This is a genomic window from Shewanella sp. HL-SH4 (assembly GCF_051164845.1).
Taxonomy (GTDB): Bacteria; Pseudomonadota; Gammaproteobacteria; order Enterobacterales; family Shewanellaceae; genus Shewanella; species Shewanella glacialimarina.
The window spans coordinates 616,264-641,225 of the sequence record NZ_CP195037.1 but is presented as its reverse complement, the minus strand read 5'-3'; the positions used below and the strand labels follow the sequence as shown (position 1 = coordinate 641,225).

17 protein-coding genes and 14 tRNA genes are annotated in these 24,962 nt (G+C 40.4%); 16 read left to right on the top strand and 15 right to left on the bottom strand.

Annotation, left to right across the window (positions count from 1 at the left end):
- The first annotated feature begins 274 nt into the window (after window positions 1-274).
- A complete protein-coding gene (locus tag ACRWQL_RS03735; RefSeq protein ID WP_434952432.1) occupies window positions 275-2,194 on the top strand; it encodes a propionyl-CoA synthetase in 1,920 nt (639 codons plus the stop codon).
- Window positions 2,195-2,444: 250 nt separating this feature from the next.
- A complete protein-coding gene (gene gndA, locus ACRWQL_RS03730; protein WP_434930083.1) occupies window positions 2,445-3,974 on the top strand; it encodes an NADP-dependent phosphogluconate dehydrogenase in 1,530 nt (509 codons plus the stop codon).
- Window positions 3,975-4,090: 116 nt separating this feature from the next.
- On the opposite strand, the gene ACRWQL_RS03725 is transcribed toward gndA, so the two are convergent.
- Window positions 4,091-4,975, bottom strand: coding sequence for a 1,4-dihydroxy-2-naphthoate polyprenyltransferase (locus tag ACRWQL_RS03725; RefSeq protein WP_434952430.1), 885 nt, complete (start codon window positions 4,973-4,975; stop codon window positions 4,091-4,093).
- 207 nt (window positions 4,976-5,182) lie between these two features.
- Here ACRWQL_RS03725 and tesB point away from each other — a divergent pair, with 207 nt between their 5' ends.
- From tesB to ACRWQL_RS03710, 3 genes are all read left to right on the top strand, one after another.
- Window positions 5,183-6,046 carry an acyl-CoA thioesterase II gene (tesB, locus tag ACRWQL_RS03720; RefSeq protein ID WP_434952428.1) on the top strand — a complete coding sequence of 288 codons (864 nt, stop codon included), beginning with the start codon at window positions 5,183-5,185 and terminating at the stop codon, window positions 6,044-6,046.
- 52 nt (window positions 6,047-6,098) lie between these two features.
- Window positions 6,099-6,494, top strand: coding sequence for a YbaY family lipoprotein (locus tag ACRWQL_RS03715; RefSeq protein WP_434952426.1), 396 nt, complete (start codon window positions 6,099-6,101; stop codon window positions 6,492-6,494).
- 141 nt (window positions 6,495-6,635) lie between these two features.
- Entirely contained in the window at window positions 6,636-7,871 is a 1,236-nt protein-coding gene (locus tag ACRWQL_RS03710; RefSeq protein WP_434952424.1) for an MFS transporter, read from the top strand.
- Between the two features lie 25 nt (window positions 7,872-7,896).
- On the opposite strand, the gene ACRWQL_RS03705 is transcribed toward ACRWQL_RS03710, so the two are convergent.
- From ACRWQL_RS03705 to ACRWQL_RS03655, 11 genes are all read right to left on the bottom strand, one after another.
- Complete coding sequence (locus ACRWQL_RS03705; RefSeq protein WP_434952423.1) at window positions 7,897-9,273, bottom strand: sigma-54-dependent transcriptional regulator; 1,377 nt, start codon at window positions 9,271-9,273, stop codon at window positions 7,897-7,899.
- Between the two features lie 2 nt (window positions 9,274-9,275).
- Window positions 9,276-11,081 (bottom strand): sensor histidine kinase, encoded by a 1,806-nt coding sequence (locus tag ACRWQL_RS03700; protein ID WP_434952421.1) that lies wholly within the window; start codon window positions 11,079-11,081, stop codon window positions 9,276-9,278.
- Between the two features lie 142 nt (window positions 11,082-11,223).
- Entirely contained in the window at window positions 11,224-12,621 is a 1,398-nt protein-coding gene (locus ACRWQL_RS03695; protein ID WP_434928808.1) for a TRAP transporter large permease, read from the bottom strand.
- Window positions 12,621-13,283: a TRAP transporter small permease gene (locus ACRWQL_RS03690; protein ID WP_434952419.1), complete on the bottom strand. Its 663-nt coding sequence runs from the start codon at window positions 13,281-13,283 to the stop codon at window positions 12,621-12,623. The genes ACRWQL_RS03695 and ACRWQL_RS03690 overlap by 1 nt, the downstream gene beginning before the upstream one ends.
- A 73-nt stretch (window positions 13,284-13,356) precedes the next feature.
- Complete coding sequence (locus tag ACRWQL_RS03685) at window positions 13,357-14,382, bottom strand: TRAP transporter substrate-binding protein (protein WP_434930077.1); 1,026 nt, start codon at window positions 14,380-14,382, stop codon at window positions 13,357-13,359.
- A gap of 498 nt (window positions 14,383-14,880) precedes the next feature.
- Window positions 14,881-14,956: transfer RNA gene (locus tag ACRWQL_RS03680), tRNA-Val, on the bottom strand.
- Window positions 14,957-14,985: 29 nt separating this feature from the next.
- Window positions 14,986-15,061 (bottom strand) — tRNA-Val (locus ACRWQL_RS03675).
- A 28-nt stretch (window positions 15,062-15,089) separates the two neighbouring features.
- Window positions 15,090-15,165, bottom strand: a tRNA-Val gene (locus tag ACRWQL_RS03670).
- Between the two features lie 42 nt (window positions 15,166-15,207).
- Window positions 15,208-15,283: transfer RNA gene (locus ACRWQL_RS03665), tRNA-Val, on the bottom strand.
- 26 nt (window positions 15,284-15,309) lie between these two features.
- Window positions 15,310-15,385 (bottom strand) — tRNA-Val (locus tag ACRWQL_RS03660).
- A 45-nt stretch (window positions 15,386-15,430) separates the two neighbouring features.
- A tRNA-Val gene (locus ACRWQL_RS03655) sits at window positions 15,431-15,506 on the bottom strand.
- Window positions 15,507-15,773: 267 nt separating this feature from the next.
- Between ACRWQL_RS03655 and gltX the strand changes: the two genes are divergently transcribed.
- The 9 genes from gltX (at window position 15,774) to ACRWQL_RS03610 (ending at window position 18,980) form a co-directional block, all read left to right on the top strand.
- Window positions 15,774-17,183, top strand: coding sequence for a glutamate--tRNA ligase (gene gltX, locus ACRWQL_RS03650; protein ID WP_434952417.1), 1,410 nt, complete (start codon window positions 15,774-15,776; stop codon window positions 17,181-17,183).
- A 103-nt stretch (window positions 17,184-17,286) separates the two neighbouring features.
- Window positions 17,287-17,362 (top strand) — tRNA-Ala (locus ACRWQL_RS03645).
- A gap of 455 nt (window positions 17,363-17,817) precedes the next feature.
- Window positions 17,818-17,893, top strand: a tRNA-Glu gene (locus ACRWQL_RS03640).
- 118 nt (window positions 17,894-18,011) lie between these two features.
- A tRNA-Glu gene (locus ACRWQL_RS03635) sits at window positions 18,012-18,087 on the top strand.
- Between the two features lie 128 nt (window positions 18,088-18,215).
- Window positions 18,216-18,291 (top strand) — tRNA-Glu (locus tag ACRWQL_RS03630).
- Window positions 18,292-18,419: 128 nt separating this feature from the next.
- Window positions 18,420-18,495 (top strand) — tRNA-Glu (locus tag ACRWQL_RS03625).
- Between the two features lie 129 nt (window positions 18,496-18,624).
- Window positions 18,625-18,700 (top strand) — tRNA-Glu (locus ACRWQL_RS03620).
- 36 nt (window positions 18,701-18,736) lie between these two features.
- Window positions 18,737-18,812: transfer RNA gene (locus ACRWQL_RS03615), tRNA-Ala, on the top strand.
- 92 nt (window positions 18,813-18,904) lie between these two features.
- Window positions 18,905-18,980, top strand: a tRNA-Glu gene (locus ACRWQL_RS03610).
- 285 nt (window positions 18,981-19,265) lie between these two features.
- Here ACRWQL_RS03610 and ACRWQL_RS03605 read toward each other — a convergent pair.
- Window positions 19,266-19,751: a glutathione peroxidase gene (locus ACRWQL_RS03605; RefSeq protein ID WP_434928812.1), complete on the bottom strand. Its 486-nt coding sequence runs from the start codon at window positions 19,749-19,751 to the stop codon at window positions 19,266-19,268.
- A 228-nt stretch (window positions 19,752-19,979) separates the two neighbouring features.
- On the opposite strand from ACRWQL_RS03605, the gene ACRWQL_RS03600 reads away from it, so the two are divergent.
- Window positions 19,980-21,374 carry a magnesium transporter gene (locus tag ACRWQL_RS03600; protein WP_434928813.1) on the top strand — a complete coding sequence of 465 codons (1,395 nt, stop codon included), beginning with the start codon at window positions 19,980-19,982 and terminating at the stop codon, window positions 21,372-21,374.
- A 247-nt stretch (window positions 21,375-21,621) separates the two neighbouring features.
- On the opposite strand, the gene ACRWQL_RS03595 is transcribed toward ACRWQL_RS03600, so the two are convergent.
- Both ACRWQL_RS03595 and ACRWQL_RS03590 read right to left on the bottom strand, forming a co-directional pair.
- Window positions 21,622-21,780, bottom strand: coding sequence for a small highly charged protein (locus ACRWQL_RS03595; protein WP_226410363.1), 159 nt, complete (start codon window positions 21,778-21,780; stop codon window positions 21,622-21,624).
- 233 nt (window positions 21,781-22,013) lie between these two features.
- Entirely contained in the window at window positions 22,014-23,138 is a 1,125-nt protein-coding gene (locus ACRWQL_RS03590) for a patatin-like phospholipase family protein (RefSeq protein ID WP_434952415.1), read from the bottom strand.
- Window positions 23,139-23,398: 260 nt separating this feature from the next.
- Here ACRWQL_RS03590 and ACRWQL_RS03585 point away from each other — a divergent pair, with 260 nt between their 5' ends.
- Window positions 23,399-24,961 carry a DUF3369 domain-containing protein gene (locus tag ACRWQL_RS03585; RefSeq protein WP_434952413.1) on the top strand — a complete coding sequence of 521 codons (1,563 nt, stop codon included), beginning with the start codon at window positions 23,399-23,401 and terminating at the stop codon, window positions 24,959-24,961.
- Window position 24,962 lies beyond the last annotated feature (1 nt).

Sequence of the window (24,962 nt, the reverse complement as noted above, 5' to 3'; positions counted from 1 at the left end):
TTCTTTTGATGCACGATATATGAAGTTTACGTAAAGGTAAAGTTTGCGGTAAAAAATCTATTTTACAACTGTTAATTCATCTTGCCATTTCGATTGGATTTTTTATTTAAGCTATTAATTAATATGTTTTTATTAATTCTTATTTATGTTTCTGTATCCTGTTGGTGTAATTGTCGCAGCGCTCATAAATCTCAATACTAATCCCTTGGTCTAATAGGGATATTGGCTTAATTCTGCTCATAATCAACCTTGGGAGAGCTAACGGAGAACTAACATGACTGATGTAGGAAAGTCATTACATGAGCAATCAATTGAAGATCCAACGACCTTTTGGGCTGATGCTGCAAAGATGATTACTTGGGACAAAGAGCCTAAGAGCATTTTAGACGATTCAAATAAACCTTTTTATCAATGGTTTGCCGATGGCAAAATGAACACGTGTTACAACGCCGTTGACCGTCATGTTGCTGCGGGAAAAGGCGAGCGTATCGCCATTAGTTACATTAGCCCAGTCACACAAAATCAATACACCATCACCTATAACGAATTATTAGCACAAGTGAGCCGTTTAGCGGGCTACATGCAGTCTATCGGTATTGAAAAGGGTGACAGGGTGGTGATTTATATGCCAATGGTGCCCGAAACCGCTTTTGCAATGTTAGCGTGTGCTCGTATAGGTGCAATTCATTCAGTGGTGTTTGGTGGTTTTGCCGCCAATGAGTTGGCGACTCGCATTAATGATGCTAAACCTAAACTCGTGCTGTCAGCATCTTGCGGCATAGAGCCCTCAGGCGTTGTACCTTATAAGCCATTACTAGACGATGCACTAAACCAAGCCAGTCATAAAGTTGACCATTGCCTTATTTTAGCCAGACATCAATATCAAGCAGAGTTAACCGAGCCAAGAGATGCTGACTGGCAGCACGCACTGCAAAATGCCTCAAATGCAGATTGTGTATCCCTCAATGCCACCGATCCTTTATATGTGCTTTATACCTCAGGCACAACTGGCAAACCTAAAGGTGTTGTACGTGATAATGGTGGTCATGCGGTGGCTTTATGTTGGTCGATGAAGAATATCTACGATATTGAGCAAGATGAGGTGTTTTGGGCTGCATCTGATGTGGGCTGGGTGGTTGGTCATTCATATATTGTTTATGGGCCGTTATTAGTCGGTGCAACCACAATTATGTATGAAGGAAAACCCATTGGTACACCGGATGCCGCGGCATTCTGGCGAATTATTGCTGCCAATAACGTCAAAAGTTTTTTTACCGCCCCAACGGCTATTCGAGCCATTAAACGCGAAGATCCAGAAGGTGAGCTCATTAAGCCATTTGATCTGAGCTGTTTAAAACAAATGTTTTTAGCGGGGGAGCGTTGTGATCCAGAAACGTTAAACTGGAGTCAAGCCATGCTGGGTAAACCTGTGATTGACCATTGGTGGCAAACTGAAACGGGTTGGCCAGTAGCGTCAAACTTAATGGGCATTGAACCGATAGCGATTAAACCCGGATCTCCCGCAAGACCGGTACCGGGTTATCAAGTGGAAGTGCTTGACGCTATGGGTGAGCAAGTGCCCGCCAATGAAAGTGGTAACGTGGTCATTAAGCAACCGTTACCGCCAGGGACATTAACTACCTTATGGCAAAATGATGACCGCTATGTGGACAGTTATTTATCTATGTATCCCGGATACTATTTAACCGGTGATGCTGGTTACATTGATGAAGATGGTTATCTGTATATTATGAGTCGCATCGACGACATTATTAATGTGGCCGGTCATCGTTTATCAACAGGGCGCTTTGAAGAAGTCTTGTGTCAACACCCCGCCGTGGCAGAAGCGGCGGTTATTGGGGTGCAAGATAAATTAAAAGGCCAGGTGCCCCTGGGTATGGTGGTGCTTAAAAATGGCGTCAACCTAACCGATGATGAACTTCATCGCCAACTATTAGCCTTAGTCAGGCATGAAATAGGCCCAGTGGCATCGTTTAGATTAGTCAGCGCAGTGCCTAAATTGCCTAAGACTCGTTCAGGCAAAATTTTACGCGCCACTATGCGTAAAATTGCCGATAACCAAGAATATACTGTGCCCGCTACCATAGAAGATCCACAAACTTTAGACATTGTTCGCAATACGTTAACGCGAATGGGCTATGCTAATGCACTAACTAAAGCCTTAGGTGAGTAAATTTTTTAATGAATACAGACGTCAATGTTAGCTAAGATAATGATTTTTATACTTGATAACATTGACGTTTTTATTAAATAAACCTTAAAAAGACTGCTTTACGAAAATATTGAAAAACACATTTTGATTACTGTAACCCATAGAATCTAGGTTTTAACTGGTAATTTAGTTACAAAAATCGCTATAATATTTGTCCATATGGGTTCGCGAATCGCGATAAATCTCTGTGACCTTGTGGAATATAAATCTAATGACTCACCACACTCAATTGTCAAACATCGGCGTAATCGGCCTTGGTGTTATGGGCAAAAATCTTGCGTTAAATATAGCTGATAATGGCTACCACGTGACTGTTTTTGATCTGGACGAAGCTAAAATCAATGGCGCGCTTGAACAAGAACACCAAGAGCGGAAAGAAGGCTTAGCACCTCGAATGCAAGCTTGTAAGAATCTTTCAGAAATGCTCGAAAAATTAATTTCCCCTAAAGTAATTGTTTTATCCGTACCTGCGGGCAAAATTGTTGATGGTATTTGTAATACTTTGATTGAAAGTGGCATTTCCAGTGATGATATTGTCATTGATACTGGTAACAGTCTGTGGACTGATACGGTTGAGCGCGAAGCGCATTATAAAGGTAAGTTTAAATTCTTTAGTTCAGCGGTTTCTGGTGGTGAAGTGGGCGCACGTTTTGGTCCTTCATTAATGCCCAGTGGTGATGAATCAGCATGGCAATATGTTGCGCCAATTTGGAATGCAATAGCGGCTAAAGTTGACAGTAAAACCGGTTTGCCTATTGAGCGTTTTGAGCCCGGCAACCCGGTTACTGAAGGCGAACCTTGTACCACTTATATTGGCCCTGCAGGTTCAGGCCATTACGTTAAAATGGTACACAATGGTATTGAATATGCTGATATGCAGTTAATTTGCGAAGCCTATCAATTGCTTCACGATGGTTTAGATTTATCAACCCACGAGATTGGTGATATTTTCAAGCGTTGGAACCAAGGTAGTTTAAATAGCTATTTAATGGAAATCAGTGCAGAAGTATTGCAACAAGATGATCCGCTAACGGGTAAACCGCTGGTTGAGATGATTTTGGATAAAGCCGGCCAAAAAGGCACGGGTTTGTGGACTGCAGTCAGTAGTTTGCAAATTGGCTGTCCAGCGCCAACAATCGCTGAAGCTGTGTATGCCCGTGCGGTAAGTACTCAAAAAACATTACGAGTGTCGTTAAGCAAAACCCTAATTGGTCCAGCAAAAACAACCTTGTCAGATGTTGAGAAAACAGCCTTTATCGATGCATTAGAAGATGCGTTATATTGCGCCAAAGTATGCTGTTATGCGCAAGGTTTTCAGCTAATGGCGATGGAAGCTAAAGAGCAAAATTGGCCACTTAACTTTGCTGAAATAGCTAAAATTTGGCGTGCTGGTTGTATCATTAGAGCGACTTTTTTACAGTCCATAACTCAAGCTTATGAGCAAGATCCTGCGTTGCCAAATCTGTTAATGGCCGAAAGCTTTAGCAGCACTTTAGCAACCAAGCAATTAAACTGGCGTAAAACAGTCGCGGCATCAGTGATGCAAGGTATTCCTGCACCGTGTATTAGTTCCGCTGTGGCATATTATGATAGCTATCGCTGCGAAACATTGCCTGCTAACTTATTGCAAGGTCAACGCGACTTTTTTGGCGCACATACTTTTGAACGTACAGATAAACCGGCTGGCGAAAAATACCATTTAGACTGGAGCGCAAAAGAGCGCACTTTAACTAAAGTGTAAAGTTTAGTTTGTGTTATCCAATAAAAAAGGCTTCTTAATGAAGCCTTTTTTGATTTTTACACTGAGCTTTTAGATTTGGGAGCTTAAAGTTAAATACCTATGCTTAGCTTAAATGCTTAGATTTGGCTGAAATTGATAATTAAGCCCACGCTGAAAAGTGCGCTGAAAATCATCGTCAGTTTAGCTGTTTTACCCAGAATAGGATTTAACGCTTCCCCTGAATTATCTCTAAAATCTTTACTTAAGTTTCTGGCTAAGACTAATGATACGCCTGCTAATAATACCGGCCAGCCCTCAAGTGCACCCAATAAAAATCCGGCAATGATTATTCCAAAAGGCAAATATAACAAGCTTTGGTATAAGACTTTTGCTTGCGCTTCACCAATGCGAACCGCAAGGGTGTTTTTGCCCGCTTTGGTATCGGTTCTGATATCACGGGTATTATTGACTAACATAATGGCGGCGTTAAAAAATCCGATTGCACAGCCTAATAGCCAAGCCGTTAATGTGGTCTCGCCAGCTTGCAGGTAGTAGCTACCTACAACAGCAACTAAGCCAAAAAAGATAAATGCTGCAACTTCACCTAATCCATGGGAAGCCAGAGGGTAAGGGCCGCCACTGTAGCAAAGTGCCGCTAAAATAGATGCCGCCGCCAATATGGCAATTGGCCAGCCACCGTGCCAAATAAGGTACGAGCCCACTAATAACGCCGCTAACAAACACAGTATCATGGCTTTACGTACCGTATCTGGGGCGATCATACCGCTTTGGCTTACTCTCACTGGCCCAAGTCTTTCTGCGGTATCTATGCCGTTTTTAAAGTCGAAATAGTCGTTGGCTAAATTGACTGATATTTGCAGTAATACGGCACATAACATTGAAATAGCGGCAATGAGCCAGCTAAATTGGGCTAGCTGAAGCGCTAACATATTACCGATAAGTAAAGGTCCGATTGCCGCTGGCAATGTTCTTGGGCGAATAGCCAAAATCCAAGGTTGCATAAATATCAAATAACTAGATTAGTAATGCCTAATAGCTTAACAAATTTTGATAACGACTGCTGTTGATATTGTTTGCGACAAATCACTAATTTTGAATTTGAATATATAAAGTAGTGCTGATTTAAAATGGTAATCAAAAGTCACTAGCTCTTACTGAAGAGTTTAAGGTAGGCTTATCTATAATTATGTGGTTTGTGAGAGAGTTAAATGAGTCAGGTTTTAAACGATTTATTATCATTATTGTCCCTTGAACAAATTGAGCTGGGGTTATTTCGTGGTCAAAGTCAGGATTTAGGTTTTGGCCATGTCTTTGGCGGTCAGGTAATGGGGCAAGCATTGAGTGCAGCAAAACAGACCGTGAGTGTAGATCGATATGCGCATTCTTTGCATTCTTATTTTTTACGCGCAGGTGATGAAAAACAACCGATTATCTATGATGTTGAAATCATGCGTGATGGCGGTAGCTTTAGTGCCCGTAGGGTGAAAGCGATTCAAAAAGGCCGGCCGATTTTTTATATGACCTGCTCATTCCAAACGATCGAACAAGGATATGAACATCAAGCGACTATGCCTGATGTACCTGGACCAGAAGGATTGATGAATCAGCAAGAACTTGCCATGACGATGCGCGATAAAGTGCCAGCAAAGATGCTTGAAAAATTTATGGCCGATTCACCTATTGAAATGCGTTTAGTGAATCCCGGTAATCCACTCGCACCTTCAACCAGTGAGCCTGTGCGCTATGTGTGGCTTAGAGCCAATGGCATTATCCCCAATGATCATAGTATTCAAGAGTATCTATTAGCCTATGCCTCTGACTTTAACTTTTTAGTGACTGCAGCCCAGCCTCATGGCGTGTCATTTTTAACCCCTGGTATTCGAATGGCAACGATTGATCATTCTATGTGGTTCCATCGTCCATTTAATATGGGAGAATGGATTTTATACAGTATTGAAAGTCCTAATGCTGGTGGCGGTCGTGGCTTTGTAAAAGGGCAGTTTTTTGATCAGCAAGGTCGCCTAGTGGCTTCGGCAACCCAGGAAGGTTTGTTGAGAATGACTAAGTCCTAATGGGTGTTTAGTGTATTAATGTCAACAATAATAGATGAATAGGTTGAGTAGTATGAGTAAGTGTAAATATGTTTTAGCGGGTCTTGCTGGCGTATTATTGATGTTGACCGGCTGTGTGACTGTTGCCCCTGAAGAGCCAGTTGTGGTGAATGGCTATGCCGGTTATCTAGAGAAAATAAAATTACCTCAAGGCTGTAAAATTAATATCGCTGTGATTGATTTTAATACACCAGGCTCGATTATTTCGCAAAAAACCTTTGATATAGCACGGGCGCCAGTGCCGTTTAAATTTATTTTTCCTGTCGAAACAATAGATAAGAATATTGATTATGGCGTGGTAGCGATGATCACTTATCAGGGTAAAGTGATTTTTCAAACCTATGAGAAATTTAAAGTAATTAATAATGATAAATTCACCACAGAAGTGTTGATGAAACAAGTTAAGTAAAGGGCGACAACTGACCTTTTAAAGCCATCAAGTTCACATTTTACCGTGTTCGCCATTGATTAATCATAGTGGCGAACGATAATATTATTCCGTTGTCATTAATCCGTGGCCTGTGTGACTCACCAATCAGCATCTCCCAGTATGTCAATTCACTCATCAGCACATGAGCAAAGTAAACAAAGTCGATTAATCTGGGCGCTTTGCCTTGCGTCTGTGGTTATTTATATCAATCTTTATACTGTTCAGGGCATGCTGCCGCTAATTGCTGAACACTTTAATGTCACCGGTGCGCATTCCACATTAGTGCTATCTGTGACCAGTTTCACCCTGGCTTTTTCATTATTGTTTTATGCGATGATTTCAGATCGCGTCGGGCGGTTAAAGCCGATTGTGATCAGTTTATGGTTATTAGCCTGCTCAAATTTATTACTCATTTTTGTAACAGACTTTGACTCATTGGTTTGGATAAGGCTACTGCAGGGAGGACTACTGGCAGCGGTGCCCGCGATTGCGATGGCGTATTTTAAAGAGCAACTCGCACCTGAATTTATGTTAAAAGCAGCGGCAATCTATATTACTGCTAACAGTTTGGGGGGGATCTGTGGCCGCTTATTTGGTGGCTTAATGTCACAACATTTATCTTGGCAGCAATCTATGGGGTTGGTGTTTGTAGTGACCTTAATTGGGGTGGCAATAGTCACTTTTTTATTGCCTCGGCGTGAAATTAAACCACAGGTAACTCATTTATCGGCCAAGCAAGCGAAACTGGCAAAGTTGCACCATGATTTACAAGGTTTTTGGGGGCACATCACCGACCATAAAATGAGTTTGGTATTTATTATCGGCGGCCTGGCTTTTATGATGATGGTAAATCAATTTAGTTTTATTCAGTTACATTTAATGGCAGCACCATATGAATTAAGCCGATTTAACGCCACCTTGATATTTTTGTGTTATCTCAGTGGCACCTTTGCTTCATATTTATCGGCTAAGTGGATTGTCCGCTTTGGGTCGATCATACTATTTAAAGCTGCCTTTTTACTCATGGTACTAGGCACCCTATTAACCTTAGTCGATACCCTATGGGCGATTGTTATGGGTTTTTTAATTACCGCGAGCGGATTCTTTTTAACTCACAGTTGTTGTAATTCGTTTGTGGCTATCCGAGCTACCAATCACAGGGCAAAAGCGACTTCTTTGTATTTATGCTGCTATTACTTAGGTGCAGCACTAGGTGGGCCTTATTTGATGGTGTTTTGGCAGCATTCTGAATGGCCAGGGGTTGTGGTAGGTTCGTTAACCTTATTAGCTATGTTGGCGCTGGCCATATTATTCCTGAGTAGAGGGCCGCTCGATAAGCCGGCCTTAGATAATTGACTATCAGGTCAGAGAGTTTAGATTATTAGTGATCGGTGAATTGCTTACGGTCTATTTCAAATTTTTTCATTTTATCGTAAAGCGTTTTTCGGGGGAGCTCGAGTTGCTCCATTGTTAGCTTAATACTGCCTTTGTTATAACTCAAAGATTCTTCTATTAATAAACGTTCAAAAAAGTCGACTCGCTGTTGCAAAGACATATTCGAATGCATAGTGGGGTGATTGTCTATATTACCTGCGGCAAAAGCGGCTTCTGCGCCTAATAACACGTAGCGCTCGGCTAAATTACGTAACTCTCGCACGTTACCTGGCCAATCATGCGAGGTTAGCATTGCTTGCTGCTCAGGATTCAATGCAATAAGCGCTTTGTGGTAGCGAGTAGAAGCGATTCTAGCAAAATGTAGGAACAGAATAGGGATATCTTCTCTGCGCTCTCTTAAGGCTGGAATGGGGACTGTGACTAAGTTTAAACGATAAAGTAAGTCTTGACGGAACTCACCGGTTTCACATAATTGCTGCAAGTTTACTTTTGTGGCGGCAATGACTCTAATATCCAGTTCAATTGACTGGTTAGAGCCTAAACGTTCAACCTTACGATCTTCAAGCACTCTGAGTAATTTGACTTGTAAACTGAGCGGGGTGCTTTCTATTTCATCTAAAAATAATGTACCACCATTAGCATATTCAAATTTGCCAATACGGGTTTTATCGTTACCCGTATAAGCACCTGCTTGAGCGCCAAATAACTCACTTTCAATAAGACTTTCCGGAATTGCACCACAGTTAATAGCCACAAAGTTGTGTTTACTACGCAGACTATGGTCGTGAAGATAACGTGCTACTAGCTCTTTTCCTGCGCCGGTTTCACCTTCAATCATGATGTCAGCAGGTACATTTATCACTTGGTTGAGTATGTTGCGCATTTTTATAATGCCAGGGCTGTGGCCTAAAATCCGCGGCCCAGGCGCTATGTGTGACTCTAACTCTTGTTTAAGTTTACGGTTTTCAAGGGTTAATTGGCGTTTTTCTAACGCGCGCTTGGCAACATCAACCACATGTTCATTATTAAAAGGTTTTTCAAGAAAGTCATAGGCGCCTTTTTTTACCGCATCAACTGCCATGGCAATATCGCCGAAACCTGTAATGAGTATCACGGGGAGGTCTGGGTCTTTGTGGATTAATTGCTGTAATAGGCTTAATCCGTTCAGTTGCGGCATATTAACGTCAGAAAACACCACACCAGGCCAATCACTATGAATGAGTTCAGCGACCTGTGTTGGCTGCGTTGTTGATGCGGCTGCAATGCCCTCTAGTTTGAACAATTGACTTAACACGCTGCCAATGTGTGGCTCATCATCAACAATAATGACTTGTAGTTGGTTTATATCACCTAGTGAGCTCAAGTTTAGTTACCTTCGTGTAAATAAATCGGTAGTGAAAGTTTAAAAATAGCACCGCCCTTAGCGCAATTTTCTACTGTAATTTGACCTTGCATCGACTCAATAATTCGCTGAGAAATGGATAGGCCTAAGCCTAATCCTTGGCGTTCATTAGTGGTGAAGTAGGGCTCAAATATTTTACTCATCTGGCTTTCTCTCACGCCTGGTCCCGTGTCTTGAATACTAATGATGAGTGTATTACTGTCACTTTTTTTGCTAACACTAATAGCTAAATTTTTTTGGCTGCTTTGGTGCATGGCAACAATTGCATTGCTGATAATGTTAACTAATACCTGTTGTAATCTGACCGTATCACCCCAAATTTGGCATTTCCCAGTAGGTAATGATTTAGATAATTGTACGCCTTGCTTATCAATTTCAGGTTGTACAATAGTCAGTGCTTGTTCAATGGCCTGTTGAATTTCGATGGCGTTATCTTTACCTTGTGATTTACGGGTGAAACTTTTAAATTGTGCGATGATATCGGCTAAACGATCTGTGAGCTCAATCATAATTTTTAAATTATTTTTAGCATCATCAAACATATTTCGACCAAGGAAAGTTTGGGTGTTTTGGGCATAACTTCTTAATGCGGCTAATGGTTGATTGAGCTCATGGTTAATACTGGCAGATAAGCTGCCTATAACCGTTAATTTGGCTGCTTGAATTAACTCATCTTGAGTGTCTTTAAGCTGGGTATTGGCTTTTTCTAATTCTAGGGTACGTACTTTAACTCTTTGTTCAAGCTGATTCTGAGCATGGCGCATACGCAGCAGATTTTTGCGTCTCTCAATGGTGTACAAAATAAATAGTACGATTAATAAATACAGGCTGGCCGCCAGCAACATAATAGCGGGTAGTGATTTATATAAAGGGGACATAGGGGCTAATATGTGCAATGTCCAATTTGCGTTTGGCATTAACCGTTTTTTTTCTAAAAATGTTTCACTCCCCTTACTGGAAGTTATCTTGTAGGTATTGAAATCAGTTGCAGAATTTACTTTATAGTCGGGATGAATAGATAATTCACTGATTGGACGGTTTGCATAACGTTTGGCATTGTTAAGGGCAAATCGTTTAGATTGCGATAAAGGGGTTAATGAGTTAAATCGCCAATGATTAATACTGGATAAAAAGACAATGTCATCAGGGTCACTAATCATAAACTCATATTGGCCAGCAATAGCAATACCAGTACTTTGCTGCTCAATAACACCAATATCCACTTTAACCACTATTACGCCCAGAACTTGGCCATTGTGGTAAACGGGGTTAGAGAAATAAAATCCGCGTTTATCTGATGATACCCCTACGGCATAGTAGCGCCCAGCGCGTCCAGAGCGTGCTGCGATAAAATAGGGTCTGTATGAATAATCTTGATTAACAAAAGAACTAGGTTGATCCCAATTACTTGCGCCAATAGCTATACCCAAAGAATCTGTGAGATAAATATCGGATGATTCTGTGACTTTCTGTAATTCTGATAGATAAGCATTTATCTCAGCCATTTTTTTGGGATTTTTTGGGGCTAATAAACCTTCTTGCAGTATTGGGTTTGTCGCAATCACTTCTGGAATCATTTCAAACTGAGCTAATTGTTGATCGATAAATAGCACGAGCTCATTAATTTGTTTTTCTGATTGCTGGGCAATATTATTGACTCCCTTGTTTAGCCAATACCATTGACTGATATATAGAGTCAGAATAAGCCCTATGATAAGGGCGATACTTAACCCTATTTTATGTTTGATTTTTGTGTGGGTGATAACCATAAATACTCTTATAGGAATGCTTAATTAGATGGCTAATCTGACGATGAATGCGATAAAACCATAAACGAGAAAATATCCGTTGCTGGTTATTAACAACGGATATTGATTCTTTAGGCTGGTCTATTTTGGCTAATTAATCAAGTTAATAGCCATTCAATTTATCAATATACTCAGGTAGAAACAGTGATATTTGCGGCACATAGGTTATTAGCATTAAAAACCCTAATAACAACAACAACCAAGGTAAGCATGATTGGATCACCCAGCCCATACTTTTACCCGTAATTCCTGCGGTAACAAATAAGTTGAGCCCCACCGGTGGTGTTAGCATGCCTATCTCCATGTTGACTACCATGATGATCCCTAAGTGAATAGGGTCGATACCTAGCTGCGTTGCAATTGGGAACAAAATGGGTGCCATAATTAATAAAATTGCTGAAGGCTCCATAAAGTTACCGGCTGCTAGCAACAACAAATTAACTATGATTAAGAAGCCCCAGGCTGGTAACCCAAACCCGACAATTGTTTCAGCAATAATATGCGGAATACGCTCAGTGGTGAGTACATGGGCAAATAACATGGCATTGGCAATAATAAACAACAACATAATACTGACTTTTGCGCCATCTCGAACCACATGTCGAATATCTTTATCGGTTGGGGTTTTAATCACCGCTAGCAACATTTGCAGAATATTACGTACGCCAGCGCCGACAATAGATTCCTGCTGATTACGCCAGGCCACATTTTTCAATGGACCAATATCACGATATCCAAATACCGCAATAAAGTAAGCATAAACACAAGCGACAGCCGCAGCTTCTGTTGGGCTGGCAACTCCACCATAAATCGAACCCAGCACGATAATAATCAGTGCTAAACCGCCCATGGCTTTTGCACTTGATATTGATAGTGCTTTAACGCCAGGGAAGGGGCGAGATGGGAGATTTTTAATTCTGGCGACAATATAAATTGCCAGCATTAAAATACACCCCATCATCAAACCAGGTATTAAACCCGCCATAAACATTCTAGCAGCTGACACTTCCGTTGCTGCGGCATAAACTAGCATTACAATCGAGGGTGGAATTAAAATGCCTAATGTCCCTGAAGTCGTAATCACCCCAGCGGCAAATTTTTCGGGATAACCAGCACGAACCATACCTATAATGACAATTGAGCCGATTGCTGCAACGGTGGCGGGTGACGAGCCTGATACTGCTGCAAATAGCATGCAGGCCATTACTGAGGCCATTGCTAAACCACCGCGAATATGGCCGACACTGTCCATCGCAAAATCAATAATTCTGCGTGCCACCCCGCCAGTAGACAAAAAAGCTGATGACAATATGAAGAAGGGAATAGCCAGTAAGGTGTAATGCTCAGAGGTTGATTCATAAAGCTTCAATGCAATTGAGGCCAAAGAGTCATTTGAAAACAATAAAATAGTTAATACGCTTGAAAACCCTAACGCAATCGCGATAGGCATACCAATTAACATGCACACAAGGAGTGTGATAAATAAGGTCGCGATAGTCATTATTTTACGTCCTTATTTTTTTCTGTTGATGTTGTTGAATTAATCGCACTTGCTAGTGCAGCTTCATCAATTAAATGCATGCTGTCTTTCGCTTCATCTGCTAATTTAAATCCATCTGTTTTACCGGTTAACATGGCGATAAATAATTGTACGAACCGCCAGGTCAGCATTAAAAAACCGATAATTAAAATGCTTTGAGACATCCAAACGGGTACCGCACCCTCATCTTCAAGATCGATTTTTAATACATCCCAGGCAAAATCAGGATCGAGTTGATGAACCAGGAATGCTGGAAAGTCGATATCTTCCATCGGGAGTCCAATTTGGTACATTTGGCTTAAATAATCCCAGCTACCTTTAAGAAATAAACCACAATAGATAACGCACAATGAACAGGCTAATAATGCAACTAGCTTTTTGGGTACTGGCGAAAGTGTTGTGACAAAAGCATCAACACCAATATGTGCCCCTACTTTTACGCCATAAGACATGCCAAATAATACAAACCATCCACACAGGGTTAGGGTCAGTTCTTGTATCCACAGAAAACCGGTATTAAAGAAAAAACGTGCGATAACTTCGCCAAATACCAATAAGGTCATCAGTGAGATCAATAGGTTTAAAAACCCTTCTTCGAATTTATTGAGTAAGTTTGAAATCACTTTGTTCTCCTAAATGTTAATGAAAAGAGGGTTGTTATCCTGTGATAACTTTAGATAACAACCCAAGAGAACCTTATTGCTTGTTTGCGGCCTGAGCAGCTTCAATGACGTCTTTACCGATTTGAGACTCAAACTTAGTCCATACAGGCTTCATGGCATCAACCCATTGTTGGCGTTGTACAGCAGTTAATGACACCAGTTCAGAACGTTTTGAATCCAAAATAGCCTGTTTATCTTCACCTTCTTTAGCCGCGGCAATTTGATTGCCTAATACAATGGCTTCGTCGAGTGATTTTTTGATAATGTCGCGTTTGTCTTTAGGTAAATTTTTCCAAAAGGTGTTTGATGTCACTAACATGTAATCTAATACACCGTGATTACTTTCTGTGATGTGGCTTTGCACCTCATAAAACTTCATTGAGTAAATATTTGACCAAGTGTTTTCCTGCCCATCAATAGCGCGGGTTTGTAAAAGGGTAAACACTTCTGAGAATGGCTTTTTAACTGGAATTGCTTTTACGGCATCAAATTGTGCCGCAATAACGTCAGAGGCCATAATGCGGAATTTTTTGCCATTGGCTTCACCCGGTGTTGAAAGTGGCGCATGGGCTGAAAATTGCTTCATACCATTATGCAAATACCCTAAACCGACAAGACCTTTGCGGTTCATTGAATTAAGTAGTTTCTGGCCCTCTTCAGATTGTTGAAAACGGTCGACCGCAGCCATATCTTCGAATAAGAATGGAAGATCAAACACCTGAAGTTTTTTTGTGTAGCGCTCAAACTTCGAAAGTGATGGTGCAACAATTTGCACATCGTTTAATAATAATGCCGCGAGTTCATTGTTATCCCCAAATAACTGCGAACTTGGAAATACGCTAACGGTATATTCTCCGGGTAAACGTTGCTCAACTAACTCTTTAAATTTAAGTGCCATTTGGCCCTTAGGAGTATTTTCTGCGACCACATGAGAAAACTTAATTTCTATAGGCTCAGCAAATACATTAAAGCTAGAGGCTAAAACAGATGCAATTGCAGTGAGTTTTGCTGCAGACTTTATTGACTTCCATACAGGGTTACTAGTAGTTGATTTAGACATGTTATGGCTTCCTTTACTTGTTTATTATCGTTTTGTCTCTTTACTGCAATAGATAAAGCAGTTGGGATATAGCCAGCGTCCCAGAGGTGTATAAGGTAGTAAGCAAAAGAAGTGCCAGCTTGGGGGGGGGCTGTGGTTATGTTATTGTTTTTTATGGCTAAATTTATTTCTTGATGTTTTTAATATTTAACGGGGGTGATATGAGGGACATCTTAATAGTATCAATGGGTGGGATTTCACACATTGATTGCATTTGATCATAAAGTTAACAATTAAGCCATTGATGATGAAAATACTGAAATAAATATTCAAAAAAGCAGATGGGACTTTTTAAAAAGATGATTTAGATTTGGAGTAAATTGAATGAGATTAACATGATTCTATAAAAAGAATATTATTAAGAGGAAGTTATAATTTTTAACGTTACTTTATGATAAGGGAGTTTATTAAAGCAGTTCTATTTTGAAATTGATGAGTTTATTTTTTAAAGCAGATTTATGGTGGTCGCTACTGGGCTCGAACCAGTGACCCCCTCCTTGTAAGGGAGGTGCTCTCCCAGCTGAGCTAAGCGACCTGGGATAAATTAAAACATTTTGAAGATAATGGTGGTCGCTACTGGGCTCGAACCAGTGACCCCCTCCTTGTAAGGGAGGTGCTCTCCCAGCTGAGCTAAGCGACCTGGGATATCTTGCAATATCAGTACATTATGGTGGTCGCTACTGGGCTCGAACCAGTGACCCCCTCCTTGTAAGGGAGGTGCTCTCCCAGCTGAGCTAAGCGACCTGGGATAATGTAGCTAATTATAAAACTGTGAGTCCAAATAAATGGTGGTCGCTACTGGGCTCGAACCAGTGACCCCCTCCTTGTAAGGGAGGTGCTCTCCCAGCTGAGCTAAGCGACCTGGGGACTCTACACTTGTTAATTATATGGTGGTCGCTACTGGGCTCGAACCAGTGACCCCCTCCTTGTAAGGGAGGTGCTCTCCCAGCTGAGCTAAGCGACCTGGGAATATAATCAACAACAAATAATAATTTCTTCAATGAAATTATGGTGGTCGCTACTGGGCTCGAACCAGTGACCCCCTCCTTGTAAGGGAGGTGCTCTCCCAGCTGAGCTAAGCGACCTCATGCTGTGTGGGTCGGTATTATAGGGAGCAAGGATTAGCTGTCAACGATTTTTCGATAAAAATATCACGATAGTGCTATTTTTGTGCCGTTTGGCGTTTTGTTAAGCAAGCTGGTTTTGGCTTTTAAGTAAAATAGCATCTTGATTCGATGCACGGGCATTTCAACCTAACGCGTAGGCTGTTAGAATGTTGGCCACATTTTTATACTCTGCTTGGTGCAGGGTATAGTTTATACAGACTTCTTTATATAGGTTAGTGTCCGATTATGACAACTAAGACTCGCTTTGCTCCAAGCCCTACAGGTTTCTTACACGTTGGTGGTGCACGTACTGCACTTTATTCATGGTTACATGCTAAAGCGAATAACGGTGAATTTGTTTTACGTATAGAAGACACTGATATTGAACGTTCTACCCAAGAAGCATGCGATGCAATCTTAGATGGTATGAACTGGTTGGGATTAAATTGGAATGAAGGCCCATATTATCAAACTAAACGTTTTGACCGTTACAACGAAATTATCGGGCAAATGTTAGAAAGCGGCACCGCTTATAAGTGTTACTGTTCTAGAGAAAGAATTGAGTCATTGCGTGAAGAACAAGCTGCAAATGGCGAACAACAAAAATATGATGGTTGTTGTCGTGATCTAGCGCCGCGTGACACTGACGAGCCTTTTGTTGTTCGTTTTAAAAACCCAGTAGAAGGCAGTGTCGTTTTTGATGACCATGTTCGCGGTCGCATTGAAATATCAAATAGCATGCTTGATGACTTAATTATTAAGCGTACAGACGGCGTACCAACGTATAATTTCTGTGTAGTAGTTGATGATTGGGATATGGGGATCACTTGCGTGGTGCGCGGTGAAGATCATATTAATAATACCCCACGCCAAATTAATATCCTAAAAGCGCTTGGCGCGCCTATTCCAGAATATGCCCATGTATCGATGATTCTAGGTGATGATGGTGCCAAACTCTCTAAACGTCATGGTGCCGTTGGCGTTATGCAATATCGTGATGATGGATATTTGCCTGAAGCGCTACTTAACTATTTAGTTCGTTTAGGTTGGTCGCACGGTGATCAAGAAGTGTTCTCTATGGAAGAGATGATTAGCTTCTTCAAGTTAGATGATATTAATAAAGCGGCTTCAGCCTTTAATACTGATAAGTTGAATTGGTTAAATCAACATTATATTAAATCATTAGCGCCTGAATATGTTGCATCTCATTTAGAGTGGCATATGGATGATCAAAAAATAGATACTAGCAACGGACCTGCATTAGCCGAATTAGTTGTAGCGCTTTCTGAACGTGCTAAAACTCTAAAAGAACTTGCAGCATCTAGCCGTTATTTTTATGAAGATTTTGCTGAGTTTGATGAAACACAAGCGAAGAAGCATCTTCGTGGGGTGGCACTTGAGCCATTAACGCTTGTTAAAGCAAAGTTAGAAGCTTTAACTGATTGGTCTGTGGAATCATTACATGCAGTGATTGAGGCGACAGCGGCAGAGTTAGATGTTGGTATGGGTAAAGTCGGTATGCCGCTTCGCGTTGCTGTAACTGGGGCAGGGCAGTCACCTGCTTTAGACTTAACCTTGTTTTTGATTGGAAAAGACAGATCTGTTGAAAGAATATCCAAAGCGATTGATTTTGTAGCAGATAGAATAAATTCCTAAAAAACGAGTTGACACATTAAGGTATGCTGCATAGAATGCGCCTCGCAGTTGAGACACAGCTGAGTAATTTCTGGCAGTGTACCTAATTGTGTTTTAAGTAAGAGGGGTTATAGCTCAGCTGGGAGAGCGCTTCGCTGGCAGTGAAGAGGTCCACGGTTCGATCCCGTGTAGCTCCACCACTTACTTGAATTATTCTCGATGAGAAGTTAGCACTGGTGTTTAGCCTACAGGCACCTATGAGTATTCACTCGATACAGAGTCTAACGTATCAACAGTGTCCCATTCGTCTAGAAATAGAGCTTAGGACATCGCCCACTTTGGTTTATAAGGAGTCGGCGGTAACAGGGGTTCGAATCCTTAGGGTTTTAGCACTTAATATAGGTAAATAGCATTGATGATTAGCCTACAGTCATTGATGAGTATTCACTCGATACAGAGTCTAACGTATCAACAGTGTCCCATTCGTCTAGAGATAGAGCTTAGGAAATCGCCCACTTTGGTTTATAAAGCGTCGGCGGTAACAGGGGTTCGAATCCTTAGGGTTTTAGCACTTTATATAGGTAAGTAGCATTGATGATTAGCCTACAGTCATTGATGAGTATTCACTCGATACAGAGTCTAATGTATCAACAGTGTCCCATTCGTCTAGAGGCCTAGGACACCGCCCTTTCACGGCGGTAACAGGGGTTCGAATCCCCTATGGGATACCATATTTCAGATGGTTGAACATAATTCGAAAGAAAAGTTTAATGATCTAAATAGCATTGATGATTAGCCTACAGTCATTGATGAGTATTCACTCGATACTGAGTATAACGTATCAACAGTGTCCCATTCGTCTAGAGGCCTAGGACACCGCCCTTTCACGGCGGTAACAGGGGTTCGAATCCCCTATGGGATACCATATTCAGATGGTTGAACATAATTCGAAGCGGTTGTTTCGGAAAAGTTTAGAAATCTAAATAGCATTGATGATTAGCCTACAGTCATTGATGAGTATTCACTCGATACAGAGTCTAATGTATCAACAGTGTCCCATTCGTCTAGAGGCCTAGGACACCGCCCTTTCACGGCGGTAACAGGGGTTCGAATCCCCTATGGGATACCATATTCTGATGGTTGAACATAATTCGAAGCGGTTGTTTCGGAAAAGTTTAGAAATCTAAATAGCATTGATGTTTAGCCTACAGACATTGATGAGTATTCACTCGATACAGAGTATAACGTATCAACAGTGTCCCATTCGTCTAGAGGCCTAGGACACCGCCCTTTCACGGCGGTAACAGGGGTTCGAATCCCCTATGGGATACCATATTTCAGATGGTTGAACATAATTCGAAGCGGTTGTTTCGGAAAGGTTTAGAAATCTAAATAGCATTGATGTTTAGCCTACAGGCATCGATGAGTATTCACTCGATACAGAGTCTAACGTATCAACAGTGTCCCATTCGTCTAGAGGCCTAGGACACCGCCCTTTCACGGCGGTAACAGGGGTTCGAATCCCCTATGGGATACCATATTTTTCAAATTTTGGTGTCTATTTACTAAAATTTGGGGCTATAGCTCAGCTGGGAGAGCGCTTCGCTGGCAGTGAAGAGGTCCACGGTTCGATCCCGTGTAGCTCCACCAAGTTTTGTTGGAAACAACAAATAGCATTAATGTTTTGCCTACAGGCATTAATGAGTATTCACTCTATTTACTGAGTATAAGTAAATCTCGGCGTCCCATTCGTCTAGAGGCCTAGGACACCGCCCTTTCACGGCGGTAACAGGGGTTCGAATCCCCTATGGGATACCACACTAAACCACCGCAAGGTGGTTTTTTTATGCTTAAATTTTGTTTGTTATAAATTTAAGGCATAAAAAAAGGCAATCAAATGATTGCCTATCGATCTACTTAGAGATCAAGGGGACCGCGCTAGAAGTCCCAGGGAGATGATGAACAATAAAGTAAATATCACTGTTATTAAGTTTGAGTCATCATTTATGTAAAAGTTCAAAAATACGTATAATTTTTTAAAAAAATATAACTTTTTTATCACAAACTATTTATTTATTTGAAATTTATAGTGTTATTGAAAAGTTATTTTAAAAGTTTTTCTATTACTGGTGACAAATCTTCCGGTTTTGTTGTTGGTGCATAACGCTCAATGACATTACCCTGTGTATCAACTAAAAACTTGGTAAAATTCCATTTAATGGACTGACTTCCCAAAAGCCCTTTCGCAGCTTGCTTCAAGTGTTGGTATAGCGGAGCAGCATCATCACCATTTACGTCTATTTTACTAAATAATGGAAATGTCACACCAAAATTAAGCTCACAAAATTGGCTTATTTCAGTTTCAGTTCCTTGTTCTTGTTTGCCAAATTGATTACACGGAAACCCCATCACTACCAAACCCTGATCTTTATATTGTTGGTATAGCTGCTCTAACGCTTTATATTGAGGGGTAAAACCACATTTACTCGCTGTATTAACAATCAATAGCACTTTATTTTTAAAAGTGTCCATACTGATGTCAGTTCCTTGAATATCTTTGATATTAAACTGATAAATTGCCTTACTCATATCGTGCTCCAGTTAATAATTTTCCAAATATAACGAGAATAATGAGGTTGTTATACGTGTTAAACTGAAATAAGTGACCTCAAAACCTTGTCGTTTAATTTATACTATAATGATTTATTTTGAAGTGGTCAATTTAGTTGTGCGCAATTCAATTTATCTATTTGCTTATCACTAAAAATATGAATATAGTCGGCGCATTATTCGCTGAACAAGATAAGGGGCGGACTTATGGATGAAGTAAAGAACGAACTTATATCTGAAGCAGAGCAAGAGATTACAACACAGTCACAAATAGAAGTCAGTCAAGCTGTGCAGCAACTGACAGAAGCTGAAGGTGAAGAACAAGCTGAAGTTTTTAGTGAAATACTCAATGGTGCTGAAGCTGGTACTATCGCTATTTTACTTGAATCTTTACCGTTAGATGAACGTTATGACCGTTGGCAACAGGTCGAGCCAGAAGAACGTGTTGATGTTTTAAACTTAATGCGTGCAGATCCTCGTCTGGGCATTCTAAAGAAAATGCCAGACGAAGAGCTGGATTTGATATTTTCGCAGCTTAGTCCTGAAGATCTGATTGATTGGAGTGACTCATTACCTGACAGCATTACAGATCGCGCATTAGCGCAAATGGGTGAGCGTCAGCGAAAGCACTTTGAACTTTATGACCAGTATGATGAAAATGAGATTGGCCGTTATGCTGATCATCAAATGTTGGTACTAAATCTTGATTCAACAGTGGCGCAAGGCCAGCGATTTTTCCGCCGTATTGATTTAGATTGTAATGATCATCTATTTCTAGTTGATATAAATGATAAGTACCTTGGCACAGTTCGACGCTATGACGTGTTTAAAACTGATGTAGATGTTTTACTTTCGAGTTTGATTTGGCAAGATAGTCGGGTTATATCAGCAGACTCTTCCTTACTAGAAGCCGCTGAGACCATTGAGCACAGCCGAGAGTTAGAATTGCCTGTAGTTGATGATGAAGGTATCTTAATTGGTCGCATGACATTGAGAACGGCAACAGCCTTAGTACGTGAACATTACGAGTCACAGTTAATGGCTACAGCTGGTATGGACGATGATGACGATTTGTTTGCACCTATTACTGTAGGAGCTAGACGTCGTGCGGTATGGCTTGGTATTAATTTATTAACGGCGTTTTTAGCCTCTGCAACAATTGGCCTGTTTGAGAATGTACTATCACAAGTGGTTGCTTTAGCTGTGTTAATGCCTATTGTTGCGTCTATGGGCGGCATAGCAGGTAGTCAGTCATTAACGTTAATGATCCGTGGCATGGCAATGGGGCAAATATCTGCAGGTAACGTAGTGTCACTGCTCAAGAATGAGCTAGGTATTGGTGCTTTGAATGGTATTTTATGGGCCATTGTTATTGGCTTGATTGCTGGGTGGTGGTTTGATGACCCCATGATGGGCGTTATTATAGGCTGTGCTATTTTAATCAATATGGCTATGGCTGCAATCGCCGGAGTTATGGTTCCAATGATTTTACAACGATTTAACCAAGATGCGGCATTATCAGGCTCAGTCATTTTAACCACAGTGACAGATGTTGTAGGTTTTTTTACTTTTTTAGGTTTAGCGACAATTTTGTATCTATAAAGTATCTGTTAATATTTGTCTACAAAAAGTTACTTAAAGGAGCCGCCGGCTCCTTTTTTATGCCTGTTAGATTAAACCCCAAGGTTTCTAAATTGAATTTAGATGTAAAATACAGAGCATTAAGATTTCTAAATTGGTGGATTTACTGACGCATATCTATATCACGCTATCTAGTAAATAAAAAAGCAAGTTGATAGCAACTTGCTTTTTAAACTTGATGGTTAATTACTGTTAAATTTTTATTAAATTACTTTAATTTAGCAGGTGCAAACTCCATTGCAGTATCATCAAAGTAGCTACGCTTATTATCTCTTCGTCGTTGCTTTACCTTTTTAGATTTCTGTTTTCCCTTGATGTTGTCACCCCATGGTGCATCATCTTCATCAAATTCAAATGTGTGTGCCATTTTCAACTATCCAATAAAACTATACTACTATTAGTACAGTCTCCCTTTTACCTAAAGTCTGTTAAAAGCTAAAGCGAAATCTTTAGTTCAACCCGGTGAAATATTTTGTATGACTATATTAAGGTTATAAATCTAACCTAAAAAAATATTATCAGATTAAGATGAATAAAATATGACAATACCAGGTACATCAAATTAGACATATCAATGTGAAAGTTTATCTCTGGTATTATTCATTTTGTTTGTATGTCAAAAAAGGCTTTTATGTCATCTATTTGAGTCATAGCATCTTGGTAACCTAAATCAATAAGTGCGCTAGTATAAGCTTTTTCAAATAATAGGTAAGAAATAATACTTGAATCTGATTGCTGATGTATGCCAAACAGTTTGAGTAAATAACGGATTGCGATAGGTATTTCTAGGTAATACTTTGCAGCTATCATACCTAGGTCTTCACTTGGTTTAATCACTAATGTGTCAATTTTTCGTAAATTTAGCTTATTTTTATCTTCATCAGAAATAAGAGCTAGAGTGTGATTTACCCTTTGTAGACGTTCAAGATCGCTATTTAACGTATCTGAAAATATAGTATCTAATAAATGTCCTGCAATTGTCGCAGCTTTTGGGTGATGACTTGGTAGGACATCTTTGTGTTTATGCGGACTATCCAAATTAATCACAAATAATTTCTGTGCCCCTAAATGGATGGGGCTCGACAAGGGCGAAAGTTGATGGACAGAACCGTCACCGAAAAAAGCTCTGTTTAATTTTATAGAAGGAAACACCATTGGTATGGCGGAGCTAGCAAGCAGGTGATCAGTATTTAACTGGCTCCGTTTCCCTTGCCTTCGGGCACGCTTCCAGTTCTCTATTGAATGATGACCATGGTAAAAACTATATGACAGCGAATTGTTATAGCAAGAAGCATCGACACTGATCGCTTTCAATGCACCTAAATGTATATTTCTCTCGATACGATCAAAGTCTATTAGTTTATTCAATAACTCACGCAATGGTTGATTGTTTAACAAGCTTGCTGCATCGGTATTCACTTTTTCGTGCTGTAAACCTTTAATTGCCATCTTTAATAAGTGCTTAGCAACGCCACCTACTGAAGACTCATAAACTTGTTGTGTTTTAAAGTGACGCCATACCCAATCTAATTTCTTTACACCTAAATGAAAGCATGCGGCATGAGTCGCTAAAGATGTTGCATTAATAGCACCTGCAGACGTACCACAAATCACATCAAATGGGATATGACTATTCCTTGGATAAAACTGCACCAAGGCCTTTAACACGCCAATTTGATATGCCGCACGGGCACCGCCACCACCAAGTACAAGTCCAATTGACAATTTATCACTACACCTAGGCTAAAAACGATTAACTAAGAGTATGTCTTGTTTTAACTTGTCGCACTAGTCGGATAAGTTTTTTTCGCTGCTTTCAAATTTATCTTGGTAAAATAAAACTTAACCTTTTAGCAACTTTTCTTTGACAAGAGGGCGTTATATCGGCTATTACCTTAGTAAGTATATTAATAGATAATAAAAATAAAAATGCATTTTTCTGGTGTTTGTGACACACAGTTAGAAAACAGTTAAGGGAGACACCATTGGCTCTGTTCAAAAAATCTGCTGATATGCCAAAAGGCGAGGATACGACTTTAAAGCCTAAAGTCCAATTACCGCCATGGAAAGTCGTTATTATAGATGACGAACCTGGTATACACGATGTAACAAAGTTTGCACTAAGTCAGTTTAATCTTGATGGGCGTGGTCTGGCTTTTTATTCCTGTTTTAGCGCAGAAGAGGGGTTTAATTTATTTCGTCATGAACATGATATTGCTTTGGCTTTTGTCGATGTGGTGATGGAAAACGACCATGCAGGGCTTGATTTAATTCAGCGTATTCGCGGTGAATTAAATAATCATTCGACCCGTATTATTTTAAGAACCGGTCAACCAGGAAGCGCTCCTGAAGAAAGAGTGATTCGAGATTTTGATATTAATGATTACAAAGCGAAAACCGAGTTAACAGCTGCCAAATTAAAATCGTGTGTATATACCTCATTACGCTCATATCGTGACATTAAAACCATTGAGCAAAGTCAGCGTGGAATGGAGAAAGTTATTTCTGCATCTTCTTCAGTGCTTCGTAGTAATACATTACATCATTTTGGCAGTGCGGTATTAGAACAAACCCTACAGTTACTTAGTTTAGACAGTTCAGCATTGTATTTAACCAGTTATCATCAAGATCTATATCAAGACACTCAAATGAACTTACTTGCAGCTACTGGCGGTTTGGTGAGTTATAGTGAAATAGACAGTGTTGAGTCATTACCAGGCGATGTTAAAGAATATATCATTGAGGCTATCGCATTAAGAACGTCGGTTGTGCACGATAATATTTATGTAGGTTTTTACGAGTTCGGTAATGATGTAACCAGTATTTTATATTTAGAGCATAATGCAGCACTTTCACCTTTGCAGGTAAGAATTTTAGAGTTATTTGCCGCCAACGTTAGCCTGACTTTTGAAAACCTTGCTGGTAAAGAAAACGTACAACAAACTCAAAAAGAACTTATTTTAATTATTGGCGATGCGATTGAACAGCGCAGTAAAGAGACCGGTGCACACGTTCGAAGAGTCGCATTGATGAGTGAAATACTTGCCGAGCACTTAAAACTTAGTAATGATTTTATCGAGACAATTCGCTACGCAGCACCTTTGCACGATGTAGGTAAAATCGGCATACCGGAAAGCATTCTACATAAACCGGGTAAATTAACTGACGAAGAATGGCAAATAATGAAAACCCATGCAGAAAAGGGTTATGACTTATTAGCGGCTTCTAATCGCATTATTGCCAAAATGGGCGCTAGAATTGCTTACACTCACCATGAGCGTTGGGATGGTCAAGGTTATCCAAGAGGGTTAGTTGGCGAGCAAACACCGATAGAGGGACGTATCATGGCCATAGTGGATGTTATTGATGCACTGTTATCAAAACGAAGCTATAAAGATGCTTGGCCAGTTGAAAAGGTTATCGGGTATTTAAATGAGCAATCAGGTAAGCAGTTTGACCCTAAAATGTGTGAAGCAAGCCTTGAGTTGATGGATAGGTTTATTGCTATTCAGCGTGATATGCCTGATTGCGCAAAAACAGTAGATTAAG